This window comes from Photorhabdus sp. CRCIA-P01 (assembly GCF_003545805.1).
Lineage (GTDB): Bacteria > Pseudomonadota > Gammaproteobacteria > Enterobacterales > Enterobacteriaceae > Photorhabdus > Photorhabdus antumapuensis.
On the sequence record NZ_NMQR01000042.1, the window covers coordinates 15,734 to 36,337 of the forward strand.

The 20,604-nt window shown below is 49.5% G+C and carries 3 protein-coding genes; all 3 read right to left on the bottom strand.

What is annotated here, in order from left to right:
- Positions 1 to 1,026 precede the first annotated feature (1,026 nt).
- Positions 1,027 to 17,400: a non-ribosomal peptide synthetase gene (locus tag D3222_RS19120; RefSeq protein ID WP_118987562.1), complete on the bottom strand. Its 16,374-nt coding sequence runs from the start codon at positions 17,398 to 17,400 to the stop codon at positions 1,027 to 1,029.
- A 1,349-nt stretch (positions 17,401 to 18,749) separates the two neighbouring features.
- Positions 18,750 to 19,745, bottom strand: coding sequence for a putative type VI secretion system effector (locus D3222_RS19125; RefSeq protein ID WP_118987563.1), 996 nt, complete (start codon positions 19,743 to 19,745; stop codon positions 18,750 to 18,752).
- 73 nt (positions 19,746 to 19,818) lie between these two features.
- Positions 19,819 to 20,604, bottom strand: a 786-nt coding sequence (locus D3222_RS19130) for a putative type VI secretion system effector (protein ID WP_118987564.1), incomplete at its 5' end; no start/stop codon positions are given.

Here is a 20,604-nt window from a genome sequence, read left to right on the forward strand (position 1 = left end):
TAATTCCCCTAATAACCGAAGAAATAATCGACCTTAATCACACAAATAAAAAATTCTATTCTTATCCCTACAATGACATTATTATATTCAATACCACAAAGAAACATTACAAATTACAATTAATATCACTACATATTATTTCAGAATAATAAAATAATGTGACATGTATAATAGTTAACGCAATAAAATATTGATTGTAACGAGATGTATTCCAATTAGATCGTTTTGTGATGTTATTTTTCCGACGCCCCGAAATATTTACCAACACGTGGTGAAAGCTAGGATAAAGCTTAATATTATTCAATTATATACTCCTCCCAACATATACCCTTCATCTTTCAAGCTGCTGCTTTGTTGGCTGCTTTCACTCACCCCGGTCATATAGTTATCTATGCTCCCGGTGATTCGCTCCCTTGCCGTCGCGATGCATCTTGAAATCCATAAGGTATATACATTTATTGCCTATCCAAGAGGGCTATTTTTTGCCATAAGCGAGGCGAATCACCCCTCACATATTGCGTGTATACCCCGGGTTTTCCACACTGTCCGTGTTTACTGTTCATTTATAAGAACAGCCAGCAACAATTACCTCTAATAGGTAAGGCTTTTAATTATCACGGGTATTTAAAATAAACCTAATATATTATAAAGCGAGATCATGAAATTAAGGGTAATTAAAGCATCCTATATCACCACCCAAAAACACATTGCCATGATCATAGCTTCGATTATCTTCTCATAATTATCTATTACAAGAAATATGCCCAACAATAACGCTACAATTAAAAATATAATTTTGATACCAAGGCAATCAACAAAACAAAATAAAATCAACAATAAAATCCGTTTGAGATCACACAATATAAAATAGCAACAATAATAACAAAGAAACCTAAAAAGATAACTTATATGAGAATGATAACTTCCCTTATTCTATTTTAATGCATAAAAAATCCGGTATAATAAATACATACCGGATTCTCACACCAGAACTAAATAATTGAGCACCTCCTTAATATATCAGTATTACGAAGCCTCCTTGTCATAGTTGATTGTCAACGCCCTATTCAAAACCTGAGCTAAAGCGGTTTTATTTTCATTATCCTCCAATAAACTAAAATGGTTACCCGGAATAGCAATCAACTTAAGTGAAGTATCGGGCATGACCCGCTCCCAACCTAACGACGGCTCTATATTTACGGACTCCGACTTTTCATCCGTCACAAAAGAAATAGCGGGAGAAGGTTCCACCGCATAGAACTGATGCAGCGTTATTGCTAATGCTGGCGGCTCATAATCCGCAACCATTTGCGCGTAATGTTCGATCTGTTCCCAATGTTTTGCGATCACATCAGCACACAGACTTACCGGATATAACGCCAATGCTTGTGCTGCTTCAATAAACCGCACCAAATTCAATTCATCAATTCGCCGGTACAACACCGCAATCTCTTCTTTGTATTCCTCCCCTAATTGCCGGGCCAGCTCAGTAAAGAAATGGTATTTGGGCTGCATAGCCTCTTTGCCAAAATAATGCGGCGCCGGCGTATCGATTAACCCTAGGAAATTAACCCGCTCGCCAGCACCCAAAAGCCGCTGGACAATGGCATAAGCCAATATCCCACCGGAAGAGTAGCCACTTATCCGATATGGGCCTACGGGTTGTACTGCTTTCATCAAGGTGATCATTCTGGCAGCCTGCTCTTCCATCGTTGACATCGATTCTTCATGAATAGACGGCCAAGGCAGCGCATAAATCGGGTAGCCCGACGGGATATGTTGAGCCAGTCCGAAAACATAGGAATAGTCACCCATGCCACTGGGAACAAAGAACAATGGCAGCCCTATTCCGTCAGGTCGCACCGATATAGCCTCGCTTTGCGGCCGAGACAATAAATCCGAGGTGATTTTCGATGCCAATTCGGATAACACCGGGAATTGGAACAGAGCATTCAATGTAAAAATCAAACCCCGACCGGCGGCAAGATTCATCATTCGCATGGCAAGCAGTGAGTGGCCGCCCAACGCGAAGAAATTGTCATACCGGCTAACCTGCTCAATCCCCAGCAATTCACACCAAATCGCTGCTAATACGGTTTCCGTTTCGCCTTGTGGCGCTTCATAAGCTTGATGAGCAAACGCTTCATTGTCCGGCTCCGGTAATACACGACGATCCAACTTACCGTTTGGCGTCAATGGAAAAGCATCCAGACGCACAAAAGCTGATGGCACCATATAGTCAGGTAAAATGGCACTCAGGTGGGTACGCAGGCTATTCGCCAACCCTTCATCCGCTGGTGCCACCACATAAGCAACCAGCCGTTTATCCTGCCCCTCACCCTGCGCCAGTACTACAGATTGACTGACCGCAGGATGCTCCACCAACCGGGCCTCAATTTCACCCGGTTCAACCCGGAAGCCACGAATTTTCACCTGCTGGTCGTTACGCCCCAAGAATTCCAGGTTGCCATCCGGTAAGTAGCGAGCCAAATCCCCGGTGCGGTACATCCGGGCCTCTGGGTTATCACTAAACGGATCAGCAAGGAAGTATTCCGTGGTCAGCTCAGGACGATTGAGATAACCCCGTGCTACACCGGCCCCGCCAACATACAATTCCCCTACTGCTCCTAGCGGTATTGGTTGACCTTGAGCATCCAGCAGGTAAACACGTGTATTCGGCAGCGGACGACCAATGATATTGGCCTGCCCTGCCATCTCATTCAGACAGGATATCGTCGTGGTAATCGTCGCTTCTGTTGGACCGTAGCAATTCACCAGAACAGGAGATTCACGGTGAGCCGATAACCAGCGTTGTAACTCATGATCAGATATCGCTTCCCCACCAATGCAAATCATCCTCAAGCCCTGATAGATATCGCCTTCATGAACATCTGATATTATCCGCCAGAATTGGGCCGGTATTGCAATGTAGGTAATTTTATAAGACTCACACAGACGCCAGAACTCCTGCGCACTCAGGATCCATTGATTTGTCCTTAAGACTAATTGTGCCCCCTGTGTTATTGCGCAAAATATTTCTGATGCACAAACGTCAAAAGAAGGGTTGCAAAATTGCAATAGACGGTCAGATGCGTTAAACGACCACTTCGTGTTCAGCGAAGTAATTTGACTGACCAATTGCCTATGTTCAACCATCACGCCTTTCGGTGTGCCGGTCGAGCCGGAGGTGTAAATCACATACGCCAGGTGCTGTGAGGTTAATTCAGGTCTCTGTGGATTGCTGTCTGGCTGATCAGGCAAGGTATTCGGATCAAACACGGTCAACCCAGTCAGCGCGTTCTCGCCCAACACGGCACGCCCGACGTCATCGGCCAGCAAAATAACCGGTGAAACATCAGCCAAAATATGCGTTAGACGTTCACCCGGATAATCCGGATCGAGTGGCACATAAGCCGCGCCCGCTTTCAGTACTGCCAATAATCCCACTACCATTGCCGGTGAACGTGCCACGCAAATCGCCACCCGCTGGTCCGGTTCTACACCTAGGGCAATTAGCTGATGGGCTAACCGATTAGCGCGGGCATTTAATTCGGCATAACTGAAAGTTTGTGTTTCATACATTAACGCGGTCGCGTCAGGGGTTTTTTCCACCTGTTGTTCAAATAATTGATGTATACACCACGGGTCAAGATATGCTGCCGTTTCCGGGGCGTTCCAAGTTTTCAGCATCAACGTACTTTCAATTTCAGGTAGGATGTTCAATGTCCGTACCGGCGTTTCCGGGGTCTGTTCCAACGCCTCCACCAGGCTTTCCAGTGCCTGTTGCATATAGCCACATACCCGTTCCGGCTCAAACGGTTGGACAACTTGAGCCGTCAGCCCTAGTGCGTCACCAAAATCTTCCACCGACAAGGCAAACGGATAGTTGGTAAACTCCTGTGCCCCAAGGAATTCAATCCCGTCCATCGTTTCATCCAAAGGATCTGGTTGCTCATTATGTCGGTAGTTCAACAGAGCGCTAAACAGTGGAACACCATCCTGCACACCACTACAACGCTGGGCCAGCGCCAGTGAGGCATGCTCATGTTCCAACAATCCCGCCAACCGATTATGCGCCGCCTGTACACTATCACGCACCGGGGTATCATCGATATCCAGCCGCAACGGCAAAGTATTGATAAACAGCCCCATACCACTGTCAACCCCTTTCCCTACCGCCATGCGTCCAAATATTACGGTACCAAACACCACCTGTTCCTGTCCGCTGGTACGCGACAACACCTGCGCCCAAGCCAGATGACATAAAGCCGCCAGACTCACCCCCAAACGCCGAGCTTGACTGCGTAGGCGGTCATTCAGCTCAGGTGCCAACATCCGCTGCGATTCCGTCACTTGGGAGCCATCACGATGCACCTCCGTCAATCCGAACGGCAATGTGGGTTCATCCACCTCCGCCAGCATTTCGGTAAAGAAACGGATATGTGCTTCCTGATTCACCCCCAACCGGACCTCAGCCACCAGATTACGGAACGATACTGGGGTAGGCAGGCTCTCCTGCTGTCCGTCCAGATAAGCTTGTACTTCACGGTTCATCACGTCCAGCGTGGTATGGTCGCCAATCAGATGATGCAGCAATTGCAGCACAATCCAACGGCCATCCCTTTCCTGTGCCACCACAAACCGCAATAACGGTGCTTCGCTCAGGTCCAGACGATGGTGACGGGGATCAAAACGCTCAGTTAATTGCCCGCTAACCGATCCATCGGCCAAATCCAGTGTCAGTTCAGTCACCGATAAGGATGCCTGACGCCAAACCACTTGGGCGGGCACTGAAAGCCCTTGCCAGATAAAGGCGGTACGCAGGATATCGTGTCGATTAATCACCTGTTGCACTGCCGCCAGATAACGGTCCAGCAGAGTTCGCTCAGTAAAGACCATCTGGCCGGTTAATAGATACGGATCCCCTGCGTTTGCCAGTAAATGGTGGAACAAAATACCGTCCTGCAACGGCGACAAAGCATAGATATCCTGAATATTGGCCACCCCACCCGGCACTTGCCCGACGATGCGGTCAATGTCAGTCTGAGTCAAATCAATCAGCGGTAACATCTCCGGTGTCAACGCCGTAGTTTCCGGGGTGATGACGTTAGACGGTACAATTACAGCCTGATGCTGTCCCAACGTTTGGGCCAGATCTGACAGCACCGGAGACTGGAACAGATCACGCGCCGCCAGTGTCAACCCCAAGTGACGCAGGCGTTCAATCATGCGTACAGCGAGCAATGAATGGCCGCCCAGTGCAAAAAAGCTGTCATACCGGCTGACCTGTTCCATTCCCAGTAATTCACGCCAAATCGCCGCTAGCGCCATTTCCGTTTCGCCTTGTGGCGCTGAGTAAACCTGACGGGCAACAGCTTCACTATCCGGTGCGGGTAACGCCCGACGATCCAGCTTACCGTTCGATGTCAACGGAAACGCCTCCAGACGCACAAAGGCTGACGGCACCATATAGTCAGGCAAAATTTTACTCAGGTGATCACGCAAACTATTCACCAGCCCATCATCGGCAGGTGCCACCACATAAGCCACCAGCCGTTTGTCCGGCCCATCCCCTAACGCCAGCACAGCCGCCTCACGCACCACCGGATGCTCTACCAGACGCGCCTCGATTTCTCCCGGTTCAATTCGGAAGCCCCGGATTTTAACCTGCTGGTCATTACGGCCCAGGAATTCCAGATTACCGTCCGGCAGATAACGAGCCAAATCCCCAGTGCGGTACATGCGTGCCTCCGGGTCATCACTGAACGGATCGACAAGGAAACGTTCGGCGGTTAACTCAGGGCGATTGAAATAACCTTGGGCTACCCCATCGCCACCGACATAAATCTCACCGATCACACCTGACGGTACCGGCTGACCATACGCATCCAACAAATAAACTCGCGTGTTGGCTATCGGCCGACCAATCGGGATTCGGGTTGCTCCCTGTGGTAACGCCTCGATAGGATACATAGTGGTAAAAGTGGTTCCCTCACTCGGACCATAAGCCTGCAATAATTGTTGTGGCGGACGATTATCCAAAATCTGAGCAATCACCTGTAAATCGGGGATATCTCCCCCGAAAATCAGGATTTTAATTTGCGGGAGAATGGGAGATAACTCTGCCGCCAGCCGGTTAAACAACCCGATAGTCAACCACAGAACCGTGATGCGGTGCGCCTGTAAAGCCAGTACTAACTCCGGTGGTGTCAACAACGTGGCGTGGTCAATAACCACTAAAGCACCACCGTTAAGCAACGGTGCCCAGACTTCAAACGTGCTGGCATCAAAAGCGGGATTAGCCGTAAAGGCAACCCGATCCTCAGGCCCGATGTTGGCATAACCATTATTGATGACCAGCCGGACCATAGCACGATGCGGCACCAAAACCCCTTTGGGTGTGCCGGTAGAACCGGAGGTATACATGATATACGCCAATTCTGTACTGGAACGCGGCAAATCAGGGTTGATACGATCTTGCTCTCTGTTCGCATTTTTCTCATCCGAGAGACGCAACAGCGGAATAGTCAAGTTAGCCGGAATATCAGTCCGTGCATCGGTGAGCAGCAACCGGGCGGAACAATCACTTATTAGCCAATGTTTCCGTTCATCCGGCATACTGGGATCAACTGGCACGTAAACAGCGCCAGCCTTGAGGATAGCCAATTGGGCCACCACCAGCTCCATCGATCGTTCTAACAGGATCGCAACATGGTCATCCGGGCGAATCCCCTGTTCGATTAGCTGATGAGCCAACCGATTAGCACACGTATTCAGTTCCGTATAGCTTAAGGTTTTATCTCCCGCTATCAGCGCGGTCGCCACTGGCGTTTTCTCCACCTGCTGCTCAAACAATTGATGAATACATAACGCATCAGGATAGGCGGTTTCCGTGGCATTCCAGGTTTCCAGCAACAACGTGCGTTCCGTTTCAGGCAGAATGTTCAACGCCCGTATCGGTGTTTCCGGGGTTTGCTCCAACGCTTCTACCAGACTCTCCAGCGCCTGTTGCATATAACCGCACAAGCTTTCCGGATCAAACGGTTGCACGACCTGAGCCGTCAGCCCCAGTGATTCACCAAAATCCTCCACCGACAGCACAAATGGGTAGTTGGTTCGCTCCTGTGCGTCAAGAAATTCAATACCACTAATCAGTTCATCTGACGTTGCCGACAAAGCATTATGCCGATAGTTCAACAGCGCACTAAAAAGTGGCGTACCGCTGGCAATCCCACTACACTGCTGAGCCAGTGCTAGTGAAGCATGCTCATGTGCTAATAATCCGGCGAGGCGGGTATGGGCAGCTTGCACACTGTCCCGTACTGGGGTCTCATCGATATCCAGCCGCAACGGCAAGGTATTGATAAACAACCCCATACCATTGTCAGCACCATTTCCCGCCTGCATACGCCCAAACAACACCGTACCAAACACCACGTTCTCCTGACCACTGGTACAGGATAATACCTGTGCCCAAGCCAGATGACACAGCGCCGCCAGACTGACACCCAGATGCCGGGCCCGATTACGCAAACGGTCATTCAGTGTACTTGTCAGCCTCCGATGAGATTCCGTCACCTGCGAACCATCACGATGCACCTCCGTCAATCCGAACGGCAGCGTCGGTTCACCCACCTCCGCCAGCATCTCGGTAAAGAAGCGGGTATGCTCTTCCTGACTGACACCCAATCGGGCCTGCGCCACCAAATTGCGGAAAGGAGCCGGCGCAGGCAAGCTCTCCTCCTGACCGGTTAGATACGCTTGCACTTCGCGGTGCATCACTTCCATCGTTTCATGGTCACCGATCAAGTGATGATGCAATTCCAGTAACAACCAGCGACCATCAGTTTCCTGCGCGATAACAAAACGCAATAGCGGCGCCTGACTCAGGTCAAGACGATACTGAGCGGGATCAAAACGCCGGGTTAACTGGTCACTCACCGGACCGTCAGCCGAGTTTAGCGTCAATTCCGTCACTGACAATGGGGCCTGACGCCAAACCACCTGTGCCGGCACTGACAATCCTTGCCAGATAAAGGCGGTACGTAAGATATCGTGCCGATCAATGGTCCGTTGAATCGCCACCAAATAACGATCCAACAGCGCCCGGTCAGCAAAAACCATCTGGCTGATTAACAGATACGGATCACCTTCATTCTCCAGCAGATGGTGGAACAAAATGCCATCCTGCAACGGTGACAGCGCATAGATATCCTGAATATTCGCCATCCCGCCCGGTACCTGTCCGACGATGTAGTCAATGTCAGGCTGAGTCAAATCAATCAGCGGCAACATCTCCGGTGTCAGTACCGTCGTCTCTGGTGTAATACGGTTGTCGGGCACCTGGATTTCATCATGCTGAACCAGAGATTGTGCCAAAACACGCAGTGTTGGATGTTGGAATAACGTTTGTACCGACACGCCAAGACCGACACGCCGCAATCGTTCAATCATGCGCACGGCGAGCAGTGAATGGCCGCCCAACGCAAAGAAGCTGTCATGTCGACTAATCTGCTCAACGCCCAGTAATTCACACCAGACAGCCGCCAGCATCGTTTCTCTCTTCCCTTGCGGGGCTTCATAGACCTGACGGGCAAACGCCGCTTCCCCCGGTGCCGGTAACGCCCGGCGATCCAGCTTGCCATTCGGCGTCTGCGGGAAGCTATCCAGCCGCACAAAAGCCGCCGGTATCATATAGTCAGGTAAAACGGCACACAGGTGTTCACGTAAACCGGCAGTCAATCCCTCATGCGCTTCCGCCACCACATAGGCAACCAGCCGTTTGCCCAGTTCATCATCCAGCGCCAACACCGCCGCCTCTTGCACCGCCGGGTGTTCCACCAGCCGGGTTTCAATTTCCCCTAGCTCAACCCGGAAGCCGCGAATTTTAACCTGTTGGTCGTTACGCCCCAGGAATTCCAGTTCACCGTTCGGCAGATAACGAGCCAAATCCCCGGTACGATACATCCGTGCATCAGACACCGGATTAAAGGGATCGGGTATAAAACGTTCCTCGCTCAATGTCAGCCGGTTCAGATAACCCCGTGCCACCCCCACGCCACCAATATACATTTCGCCTACACAGCCCAATGGCACAGGTTGGCCGTGTCTGTCCAGTAAGTAGATGCGAGTATTCCTAATCGGCCGACCAATAGAACGATCGTCTTCTGGGGATAATATTGCTTTACAGGTCGCCGTCACGGTATTTTCCGTCGGGCCATACGCGTTCAATAGCTGGAGTGGGTAGGTTTCCTGCCTAAACCAGTCCTGAATGGCGTTCCTTTTGACCGCCTCACTGCCAATGATGATGAGCCTGAGATCATCCGGCAGCGGTAATCCGTTGTCTCTGGCCGCCAGCTCGGACCAGAATAAGGTCGGCAGAAACATCACCGTGATACGATTCTGCCGGGCTAAGGCAATAAATTCCGGCATTGAAGCCAGCCAGCTATCATCACGGATAACTAGCGTGGCTCCGTTGCATAATGACGAGAAGCACTCTTCCACTGAAACATCAAACGCAAAAGCGGCAAATTGCAACACCCGGTCTTGCTCGGTGACGGCATAGAGTTCATTAACCCCCAGATAACGTTGATACACCGCCTGATGTTCTACCATCACCCCTTTCGGCTGCCCGGTTGAACCGGAGGTATAAATGATGTAAGCCAAGTGCTGTGGCGTCAACTCCGGGACCCGCGGGTTACTATCCGGCAGGTCTGGTTGGATATTCGGGTCGAGTACCGTCAGCCCGGCCAGCGCCTCGTCACCCAGTGCAGCCTGTCCGGTCGCATCAGCCAATACCACTGATGGGGCGGTATCATTCAGGATATACGTCAGACGCTCCCCCGGGTAAGTTGGATCCAGCGGCACATAGGCCCCACCGGCTTTCAGTACCGCCAACAATGCCACCACCATCGTCGGGGAGCGAGCCACGCAAATTGCTACTGGCTGATCCGGGGTTACGCCAAACGCAATCAGTTGATGGGCAAGGCGGTTGGCGCAAGCATTTAATTCAGCATAACTCCGCGTCTGCTCTTGATACACCAGCGCCGTCGCATCAGGGGTTTTCTCCACCTGTTGTTCAAACAATTGATGAAGACATAACGCGTCGGGATACGGGCTCTCCGTGGCGTTCCAGGTTTCCAGTAACAACGTGCGTTCGGTTTCAGGCAAGATATTCAGTGCTCGTACTGGTGTCTCTGGGGCCTGTTCAAGAGCCTCGACCAAACTCTCCAGCGCCTGCTGCATATAATCGCATAGGCTTTCCGGATCAAACGGCTGTACCACATGAGCGATCAACCCTAACGTGGCGCCATCGTCCTCCACCGACATTCCAAAGGGATAGTTAGTGCTCTCCTGCTCGCCCAGAAATTCAATCCCGTCTATCGTTTCATCCAAAGGATCAAGCTGATCATTATGTCGGTAATTCATCAGGGCACTAAAAAGTGGCGTACCGCTGGCAACCCCACTGCATCTCTGAGCCAACGCCAGTGAAGCATGCTCATGTTCCAATAATCCTGCCAGCCGGGTATGTACGGCCTGTACACTATCACGCACCGGCGTATCATCGATATCCAGCCGTAACGGCAGGGTATTGATAAACAGCCCCATGCCATTATCAACCCCTTCTCCCGCCGCCATACGCCCAAACAACACAGTGCCGAATACCACTTTCTCCTGTCCACTGGTACACGACAATACCTGTGCCCAGGCCAGATGGCACAACGCCGCCAGACTGACACCCAAACGCCGGGCCTGGCTACGCAGACGGTCATTCAAGTTGGTTGTCAGCATCCGGTGGGATGCTATCTCCTGCGATCCATCACGATGCACATCCGCCAGCCCGAACGGCAACGTGGGCTCATCCACCTCCGCCAACATGTCAGTAAAGAAGCGGATATGCGCATCCTGACTCACCCCTAACCGGGCTTGAGCCACCAAATTGCGGAAAGGAGCCGGGTCAGGCAGGCTATTCCCTTGCCCGGCAAGGTACGCCTGCACTTCACGGTTCATCACTTTCATGGTGGTATGGTCACCAATCAAGTGATGTTGCAATTCCAGTAACCACCAGCGGCCATCGGTCTCCTGCGCCACCACAAAACGTAACAGCGGTGCCTGAGCCAAATCGAGACGATAATGACGGGGATCAAAACGTCGAGCCAGTTGATCGCTAACCGGCCCATCAACCGGGTCCAGCGTCAATTCAGTCACTAATAAGGATGCTTGACGCCAGACTACCTGTGCCGGCACTGACAATCCTTGCCAGATAAAGGCGGTGCGCAGAATATCGTGGCGATTAATCACCTGTTGCACCGCCGCTAAATAACGATCTAGCAGAGACCGGTCAGCAAAGGCCATTTGACTGACCACCAGATAGGGATCACCTTCGTTTGCCAGTAAGTGGTGGAATAAAATACCGTCCTGCAACGGTGACAGGGCATAGATATCCTGAATATTCGTTATCCCACCCGGCACCTGCCCGACGATACGGTCAATCTCAGCCTGAGTCAGATCAATCAGCGGCACCATCTCTGGAGTGATTTTCGTCGTCGCTGACGTAATCACATTCGGTGGCACCACCATAACCGGGTGCTGCCCCAGGGTTTGCGCCAATTCAAACAACACTGGCGACTGGAACAGGTCACGCACCGCCAGCGTCAACCCTAAGTGACGCAGGTGTTCAACCATCCGTACAGCGAGCAGCGAGTGGCCGCCCAAGGCAAAAAAGCTGTCATGCCGGCTGACCTGTTCAATCCCCAGTAATTCACGCCAAATCGCCGCCAACGCCATTTCGGTTTCGCCTTGCGGCGCAGCATAAACCTGACGAGCCAAAGCCTCATTGTCTGGTGCCGGCAATGCCCGGCGATCCAACTTACCGTTCGGGGTCAACGGAAATATATCCAGACGCACAAAGGCTGTCGGTACCATGTAATCCGGTAAAATCGCACTCAGGTGATCACGCAGACTAATCGCCAGCCCCTCATGGGCTTCCGCCACCACATAGGCCACCAGCCGTTTATCCGGCCCATCACCCAGCACCAACACCGCCGCCTCACGCACCACCGGATGCTCTACCAGACGTGTCTCAATTTCCCCCGGTTCAATGCGGAAACCGCGGATTTTAACCTGCTGGTCATTACGGCCCAGAAATTCCAGATTGCCATCCGGCAGATAACGGGCCAAATCCCCGGTCCGGTACATGCGCGCATCCGGTTGATCACTAAATGGATCTGTCAGGAAACGTTCAGCCGTCTGGGCAGGGCGATTAAGATAGCCACAAGCCACCCCATCTCCCCCCACATAAATCTCACCAATCGCACCTGACGGTACCGGCAGACCGTAAGCATCCAGCAGATAAATACGTGTATTGGCTATCGGTCGGCCAATGGGGATCCGGGTCACTCCCTGCGCTAATGCCACGATAGGATACATGGTGGTAAAAGTGGTTCCCTCACTCGGACCATAAGCTTGCAATAATTGTTGTGGCGGACGATTATTCAGGACCTGAGCAATCACCTGTAAATCGGGGATATCTCCCCCGAAAATCAGGATCTTAATCTGCGGAAGAACCGAGGATAACTCTGCCGCCAGCCGGTTAAATAACCCAATCGTCAGCCACAGCACTGTGATGTGATGAGCCTGTAAAACCCGGACTAACTCCGGCGGCGTTAATAACGTGGCACGGTCAATAACCACTAACGCCCCGCCATTAAGCAACGGCGCCCAGACTTCAAATGTACTGGCATCAAAAGCCGGATTAGCCGTAAAGGCAACCCGGTCATCTTGACCGATTTCAGCATAGCCATTATTGATGACCAGCCGAACCACCGCACGATGCGGTACCAACACCCCTTTGGGGGTACCGGTCGAACCGGAGGTGTACATGATATACGCTAAATCGGCGCTGGAATGCGGTAAATCAAGGTTGAGGCAATCTTCCTCTTTGCTCGTATCTGTCTCATCCGAAAAACGAAGCAGCGGAACAGCCAAGTTAGCCGGAATCTCCGTCTGTGTATCGGTGAGCAGCAACCGAGCGGCACAATCATTTATCAGCCAGTTTTTCCGTTCATCCGGCACACTGGGATCAACCGGTACGTAAACCGCACCGGCTTTAAGAATCGCCAACTGGGCCACCACCAGTTCTATCGATCGCTCTAACAGGAGCGCAATATGATCACCGGGATAAACCCCTTGTTCGATTAACTGATGAGCCAACCGGTTAGCACGCGTATTCAGTTCCATATAACTTAGCGTTTTATCTCCGGCTATCAGCGCCGTCGCCGCTGGAGTTTTCGCCACCTGCTGTTCAAACAACTGATGGACACATAACTGATCAGGATAGACGGTTTGCGTGGCGTTCCAGGTTTCCAGCAACAAGGTACGCTCCGCTTCCGGCAGGATGTCCAATACCCGAACGGGCATTTCTGGGGCTTGCTCCAAGGCTTCCACCAGACTCTCCAGTGCCTGTTGCATATAACCGCATAGGCTTTCCGGATCAAACGGCTGCACGACCTGAGCCGTCAGGCCCAGCGTAGAGCCACCGTCCTCCACTGACAGCACAAACGGATAGTTAGTTCGCTCCTGTTCGCCCAAGAATTCAATCCCGGCCATCGTTTCATCCAAAGGATCTGGCTGTTCATTATGGCGATAGTTCAACAGAGCACTAAAGAGTGGCACACCGCTGTCAACCCCACTGCATCGTTGAGCCAATGCCAACGGAGCATGCTCATGCTCCAACAACCCGGCCAGTCGCAGATGCACCTCCCGCACACTGTCCTGTACCGGGGTCTCATCGATATCCAGCCGCAGCGGTAGAGTATTGATAAACAACCCCATCCCTTCCCCCACGGCCATGCGCCCAAACAGGACGGTACCAAACACCACTTTCTCCTGCCCACTGGTGCGCGATAACACCTGCGCCCAAGCCAGATGACACAACGCCGCCAGACTGACGCCCAAACGCCGGGCCTGACCGCGCAGACGGTTATTTAGCTCAGGAACTAACATCCGGTGAGATTCGGTCTTCTGAGATCCATCACGATGCACACCCGTCAGCCCGAACGGCAGCGTGGGTTCATCCACTGCCGCCAACATGTCGGTGAAGAAACGGCTATGCGCTTCCTGACTCACCCCAAGCCGAGCCTCAGCCACCAGATTACGGAACGGCACCGGAGCAGGTAGGCACGCCTCCTGTCCGGCAAAATAAGCCTGCACTTCACGGTGCATCACTTCCATCGTTTCATGGTCACCAATCAAGTGATGCTGTAATTCCAGTAAAAACCAGCGGCCATCGGTTTCCTGAGCGATAACAAAATGCAGTAGCGGCGCCTGACTCAAGTCAAGACGATACCAAGCAGGATCAAAACGCCGAGTTAACTGGTCAATCACTGGACCGTCAGCTGGATCCAGCGTCAGTTCCGTCACGGGCAACCGGGCCCGACGCCAGACCACCTGCGCCGGCACGGATAATCCTTGCCAGACAAACGCCGTCCGCAGGATGTCATGGCGATCAACCACCTGTTGCACCGCCGCCAGATAACGGTCCAGCAAAGACCGATTAGCAAAAGCCACCGGATAGAGCACCAGATAGGGGTCACCTTCCTGTTCCAACAGGTGGTGGAACAAGATACCGTCCTGTAACGGCGACAACGCATAGATATCCTGAATATTCGTTATCCCACCCGGTACCTGCTCGACGATGCGGTCAATGTCAGTCTGAACCAAATCAATCAGCGGTAACATCGCCGGCGTCAGCGCCGTGGTTGTCGGCGTGATGACGTTAGGCGGGACTATCACAGCCTGATGCTGTCCCAACGTTTGAGCCAATGCTGACAGCACCGGCGACTGGAACAGATCACGTGCCGTCAGTGTCAAACCCAGGTAGCGCAAGCGCTCAATCATCTGTACGCCGAGTAGGGAATGACCGCCCAATGCAAAGAAACTGTCATGCCGGCTGATGTGTTCAATGCCCAATAATTCACGCCAGATGTCCGCCAGCGTGATCTCAGCCTTCCCTTGTGGGGCTTCATAAATCTGACGGGCAAAATCGTTTTCCCCGGGCGCAGGCAACGCCCGACGATCCAGCTTACCGCTCGGAGTCTGTGGGAAGGTATCCAGCCGCACAAAGGCCGCCGGCACCATATAGTCAGGCAAAATCGCACTCAGGTATTCACGCAAATCAGCCGCCAATCGCTCATTCGCTTCCGCCTCCACATAAGCCACCAGCCGTTTGCCCAGATCGCCATCCAGTGCCAACACCGCCGCCTCTCGTACCGCCGGGTGTTCCGTCAGTCGGGTTTCAATTTCCCCCAGTTCAATCCGAAAACCGCGAATTTTAACCTGCTCATCGTTACGGCCCAGAAATTCCAGGTCACCGTCCGGCAGGTAGCGGGCTAAATCCCCAGAGCGATACATCCGTTCACCAGATAGCGGACTAAAAGTATCCAACATAAAACGTTCCACACTCAACGCCGGCCGGTTCAGATAACCTCGTGCCACACCCACGCCACCAATATACATCTCGCCCACGCCACCTACCGGTACCAGTTCGCCATATTTGTCCAGCAGGTAGATGCGGGCATTTTTAGCCGGTCTGCCGATAGAACGGGCATCCTCCGGCGATAACACATCCTTATAGGTCACCGTCACGGTGTTTTCCGTCGGGCCATAACCATTCAACAACCGAGGCCGGTGGCCGGCTTGTCTAAACCAGTCCTGAATAGCACTCTTTTTCACCGCCTCACCCCCAATGATGATGAGCCGGAGACAATCCGGCAGCGGTAATCCATTGTCTCTGGCGGCCAGTTCAGACCAGAATAAAGTCGGCAGTGACATCACCGTAATACGATATTGCCGGGTTAAGGCAACAAATTCTGGTATCGACGCCAGCCAGCTATCATCCCGGATCACCAGTGTGGCGCCGTTGCATAATGACGAGAAGAAATCTTCCACTGAAACATCAAACGCAAACGCGGCAAATTGCAATACCCGGTCTTGTGCGGTGACGGCATAGGTGTCATTAAAACCCAGATAACGTTGATAAATCGCCTGATGTTCCACCATTACCCCTTTCGGCTGCCCGGTTGAGCCGGAGGTGTAAATCACATAGGCCAGATGCTGTGGCGTTAACGCCGGGATCTGCGGATTGCTGTCGGGCTGGTCAAGTTGGATATTCGGATCAAGTACCGTCATGCCTACCAGCGCCTGTTCGCCCAGCGCCACCCGGCCAGCTTCATCAACCAGTACCACTGACGGGGCACTATCACTCAGAATATACGCCAGACGCTCCCGCGGATAAGTTGAATCCAGCGGCACATAAGCCCCGCCGGCTTTCAGTACCGCCAGCAAAGCCACCACCATTGCCGGTGAGCGTGCCACACAAATCGCCACCCGCCGATCCGGTGTGACACCTAGCGCAATCAGTTGATGAGCCAGCCGGTTAGCACGGATATTCAATTCCGCATAACTGAGGGTCTGTTCTTGATATTCTAATGCCGTGGCGTGCGGGGCTTGCTCTGCCTGTTGTTCAAACAATTGATGAATACATAATGGGTCAGGATAAGGGGTATCCGTGGCATTCCAGGTTTCCAGTAACAGGGTACGTTCAGCCTCCGATAACACATTAAGCTGCCAGATAGGAACTTCCTCTCCCTGCCTTTTTGACGCTGCCAGCATCTGTAAATGTTCACCCATGCGCAGAACCACTTCCGTGCTCAGGCGATTTTCATCGTAGATCCAACGAAAACCGCCCTGCGCATTGATTTGGAGGGTCAGCAATTCGCCGGGCGCCGGCTGATCACACGGCCTATCCTCCGCGATGGCAGCAACGGCGATCCGCCATGGCCGGTGGGTTGTCAACGCCGGAATAGCCCACAATGAAGGAGAACGCGAGAGGAGATCTCGACTAAATGTGTGGTGCCGGGCCAACCGGGCCAGCTCGCCATCCAGCCAGTTAGCTACCACATACCACGGTTTATCAAACGCCACCTCAACGACCATTGGCACCACCGATGCCAGCTCTGACGACGTATCGCTTACGCCATCCACACACCAACCCATTTGGAATGTCGCCTGCTGAGTCAAACGCGCAAGATAGATAACGAATGCCTGTAACAACGTTCGCAGCGGCTCTTCTTCACCATTTTTTGGCAATGGGGAGTGCCAGTCACTGATTACCCAGTAGGGTTCCGCTTGCTCTCCGGCGGTTTCGAAAGGTAATTGAAGGGGTTGCAAAGCAGCAAGGCGTTCATACCAGAATGATTCATTGGAAGTAAACGTCTGGGGAATATTCTTTACATTCTGAGTCGGTGGTAAAGTGTCATTTACGTTGGTTATATTTTCTGACGTCTGAGAGAGGAGTTCAGCTTTAAAGGCACTTCCTGCTTGAGCAATGCTATCTTTCATTTACGACCTCAACGAATCTGTTAGAAATTTGAAAACTGTCATTTCTGACAGCCATCACCCATATTTCTTTCTTACTTCTTGCCCCCAAGAAATAAAAACCGACACATCTGACATCAATTCAAAATACACAGATACGGGATGCCATAGCCCGGTTAATAACGACTAATTAACAAATTTTTGACACTAATTTTTCTGACAGAGAAATAAATAATTCATCTTATAATCCGGAATAAAACATTCCATTTTTGTCCCTGTTTTTTAGATAAGCCCGATTAATTAACTGCAATTTTAATTGGCTGATACTGAATTCCATCATTAAAAATGGCGCCGTTAACTGCATTTAATTATGCATAAACACCAAATCACCATTGTGTTTTATTTATTCTCTATTAATATCTAATTGAAATTATTTCAAAGACAAATGACATATTTACCAAGATAAACTGAATAAATTAGCCTGAAATTACCAAACAGTTCACTTTGATAATTACCTATAAAATAAGTTCCTTATCTTAATAATGAACAAACACCTCAATCACAAATGAAATTATTCAATATTTACAAGCTCACTCTATATATTCAATTATTTGAAAATATAAGATGGGTTAAAATAATCCATAACACACTATTTTTCAACAAATAAATAATAACCTTAATGTAAATGCCGTAAACAAACCAATACGAATTAAAATTAAATTCATTATATTATTTTATAATAATAAGATGATAAAACCAATATAAACATTATTATGTTTAATACCATAGAGAAACAATTTAAAACCAGAAATGACTTTATTACACACTATCCTACAACAATAATTCATGAAATTAATCATTAATTACAAAACAATATATCTCAAGTAAATCATCCTACAAGGTAATTTACTTGATGCCCTGCGATATTTATTAACCTGGAGTTTTATCCTAATATTATTTAATTTCCATACAGAAGGAAAGTATATAGGAATTATATTATTCAATTTTCATGTTAATTATCACTCGTTATTTTAATATCAAAACCAGATTTTTTAATTAAATCATTCAATATTAACAGTGGAAAATATATGGCTATTCTTAAAATTTACATTAAATAGCTTTCCATAATACCGATACACCTATGCCTTTTGTTTTCTTTTTAAGCAATGTTGGTTCTGTAGCCTATCTCACTGATTCTACGGACTGCTTGGATGAAAAGACTGTATGTCTTAGTACACAAAGGCTGGTTGGAGATGGAACATAATTATGAAAACTTATTTAACATCTGATAAGTATTCATGAGAGCACCTTAATTGCATCGGCAAAGTTTTTACTTTATTACATAACCAACATTCACTATTTAATTACTTAAATCAGTAATAGTAGTAATGGCTTAATAAACAATGCCTATCAGGCAAAACCCTTCCTTTACTGGAATTCCCATCCAATGAATTAGCCTTGATTTCTTTAAGCTTCTTCTTCGTGAACTGTTGAAGATTAACTTCCGTAGGATTAGGCAAGTCTAATGCAGAGAAAATCTCTTCTGCCAATCTGAATGTGGGTTTAGGATTTCTCATGCAAGAAAAATATATAAATGGTGAAAGTATTCCTGCCGCCAAAATGCAGAAAAAACATACGTATTTCATATATTCGATAATATCCATTTTCACAAAAAAGACATCTATCATCATGTAAAAAAACATGAAAAATAAAAAGCAATACCAATTACCACGTACCTGATATTTGGCATTTGAATGAATACCTTGTTTACAACGCGGTGTCATCGATATCACCCTTAATTCAGGATGCGCAATGGCATAAACCACATAATGTCCCTCTTGTTCTGTCACCGCTAATTCAACGTAATCACCCACTTTTGCTATGGTAAAACCCAGCCAACCGTAAAACGGGACGCCATTAATTTTCCCCCGAACAAAATCACAAACATCACTCCTCCTATCTTCGGTTTGTGAAGTTATTGCCGCCCCTGCACTATTTCCTGCCATTGCCAACAATAACGCTCCAAACTGATTCCGCTCCTCTTTCCTAGCAAAAGCGACCGGATCATATTCCCGATCGGTAAAATAGCCTATGACACACAGGGTTTCGAATTCTTCCAATACACCACTCACTTTAATTAATGGTTTACAGGGAGGTAATTCCGGCGGCGGCGGTTCTTTTGCTAATATTGCATCCAGTTCGGGGATTTTTTCTTTTGTTTTTGCAATCTCCTTTTCTGCCTCTTCTCTGCCTTCTGGATGGCTTACTATCCAGTCAAGGTTAACTTCAATCCATGTATCAAGACTGCTTCTCTGACTTTTTATTTCTTCAAAGTCAATAGCCTCTTTGTAAGGACGAAAGGTACTCATAAGCCATCCTTAATTGCATCAGCAAAGTTTTTACTTTATTACATAACCAACATTCACTATTTAATTACTTAAATCAGTAATAGTAGTAATGGCTCAGGATACAAACCTTATCCGGTAATACTTCTTCACTGTTTTCAGACGATGGATTAGATTTCATTTCCTCAATCTTTTTCTTAGTTAATTTACTAAGACTAATATCCTGCGGATTCGGGAAACCCAACACGGAGAAAATATCCTGAGCCAGTTTAACTGACGGCCACGGTTTTTTGAGGCTGACAAAGTATGCATAGAAAGAAAATACGGTTGCCACAAATATAAACCATAAGGTTAAAAGGTCTGGTCCATCCCAAAAACTGCCCCCATCTGAAAAAAARACGGTGCCAAGACAAACGGCAATGATTATAAAAAATACACAGAAAGTATAAAAGACTTCATCCCATGCTTTTGACCGTCTCCCTTTATTACAACACGGCGTGATAGAAATCGTTCTGCGTTCAGGGTTTGTTAATGCATAGACGACATAATATTCTCCCTGATCGGTCACCGCTAATTCAACATAATCACCTGTTTTGACTGTCGTCAACCCTATCCAACCATGAAAAGGGATACCATTGATTTTCCCCTGCACAAAATGACATATTTCACTCAATCGCACTTCAGTCCGTAAATTCACCGCAGCCTGAGACGTATTTCCCAACATCGCCAGCAATAATGCACCAAATTGCCTATTCTCCTCCCGGCGGGCAAATTCTTCGGGATCATATTCGCGATCAGAAAAATAGCCTTTGACACAGAGTATTTCCCACTCTTCCAGCACACCACTCACTTTAATTAATGGTTTACGCGGGGGCAATTCCGG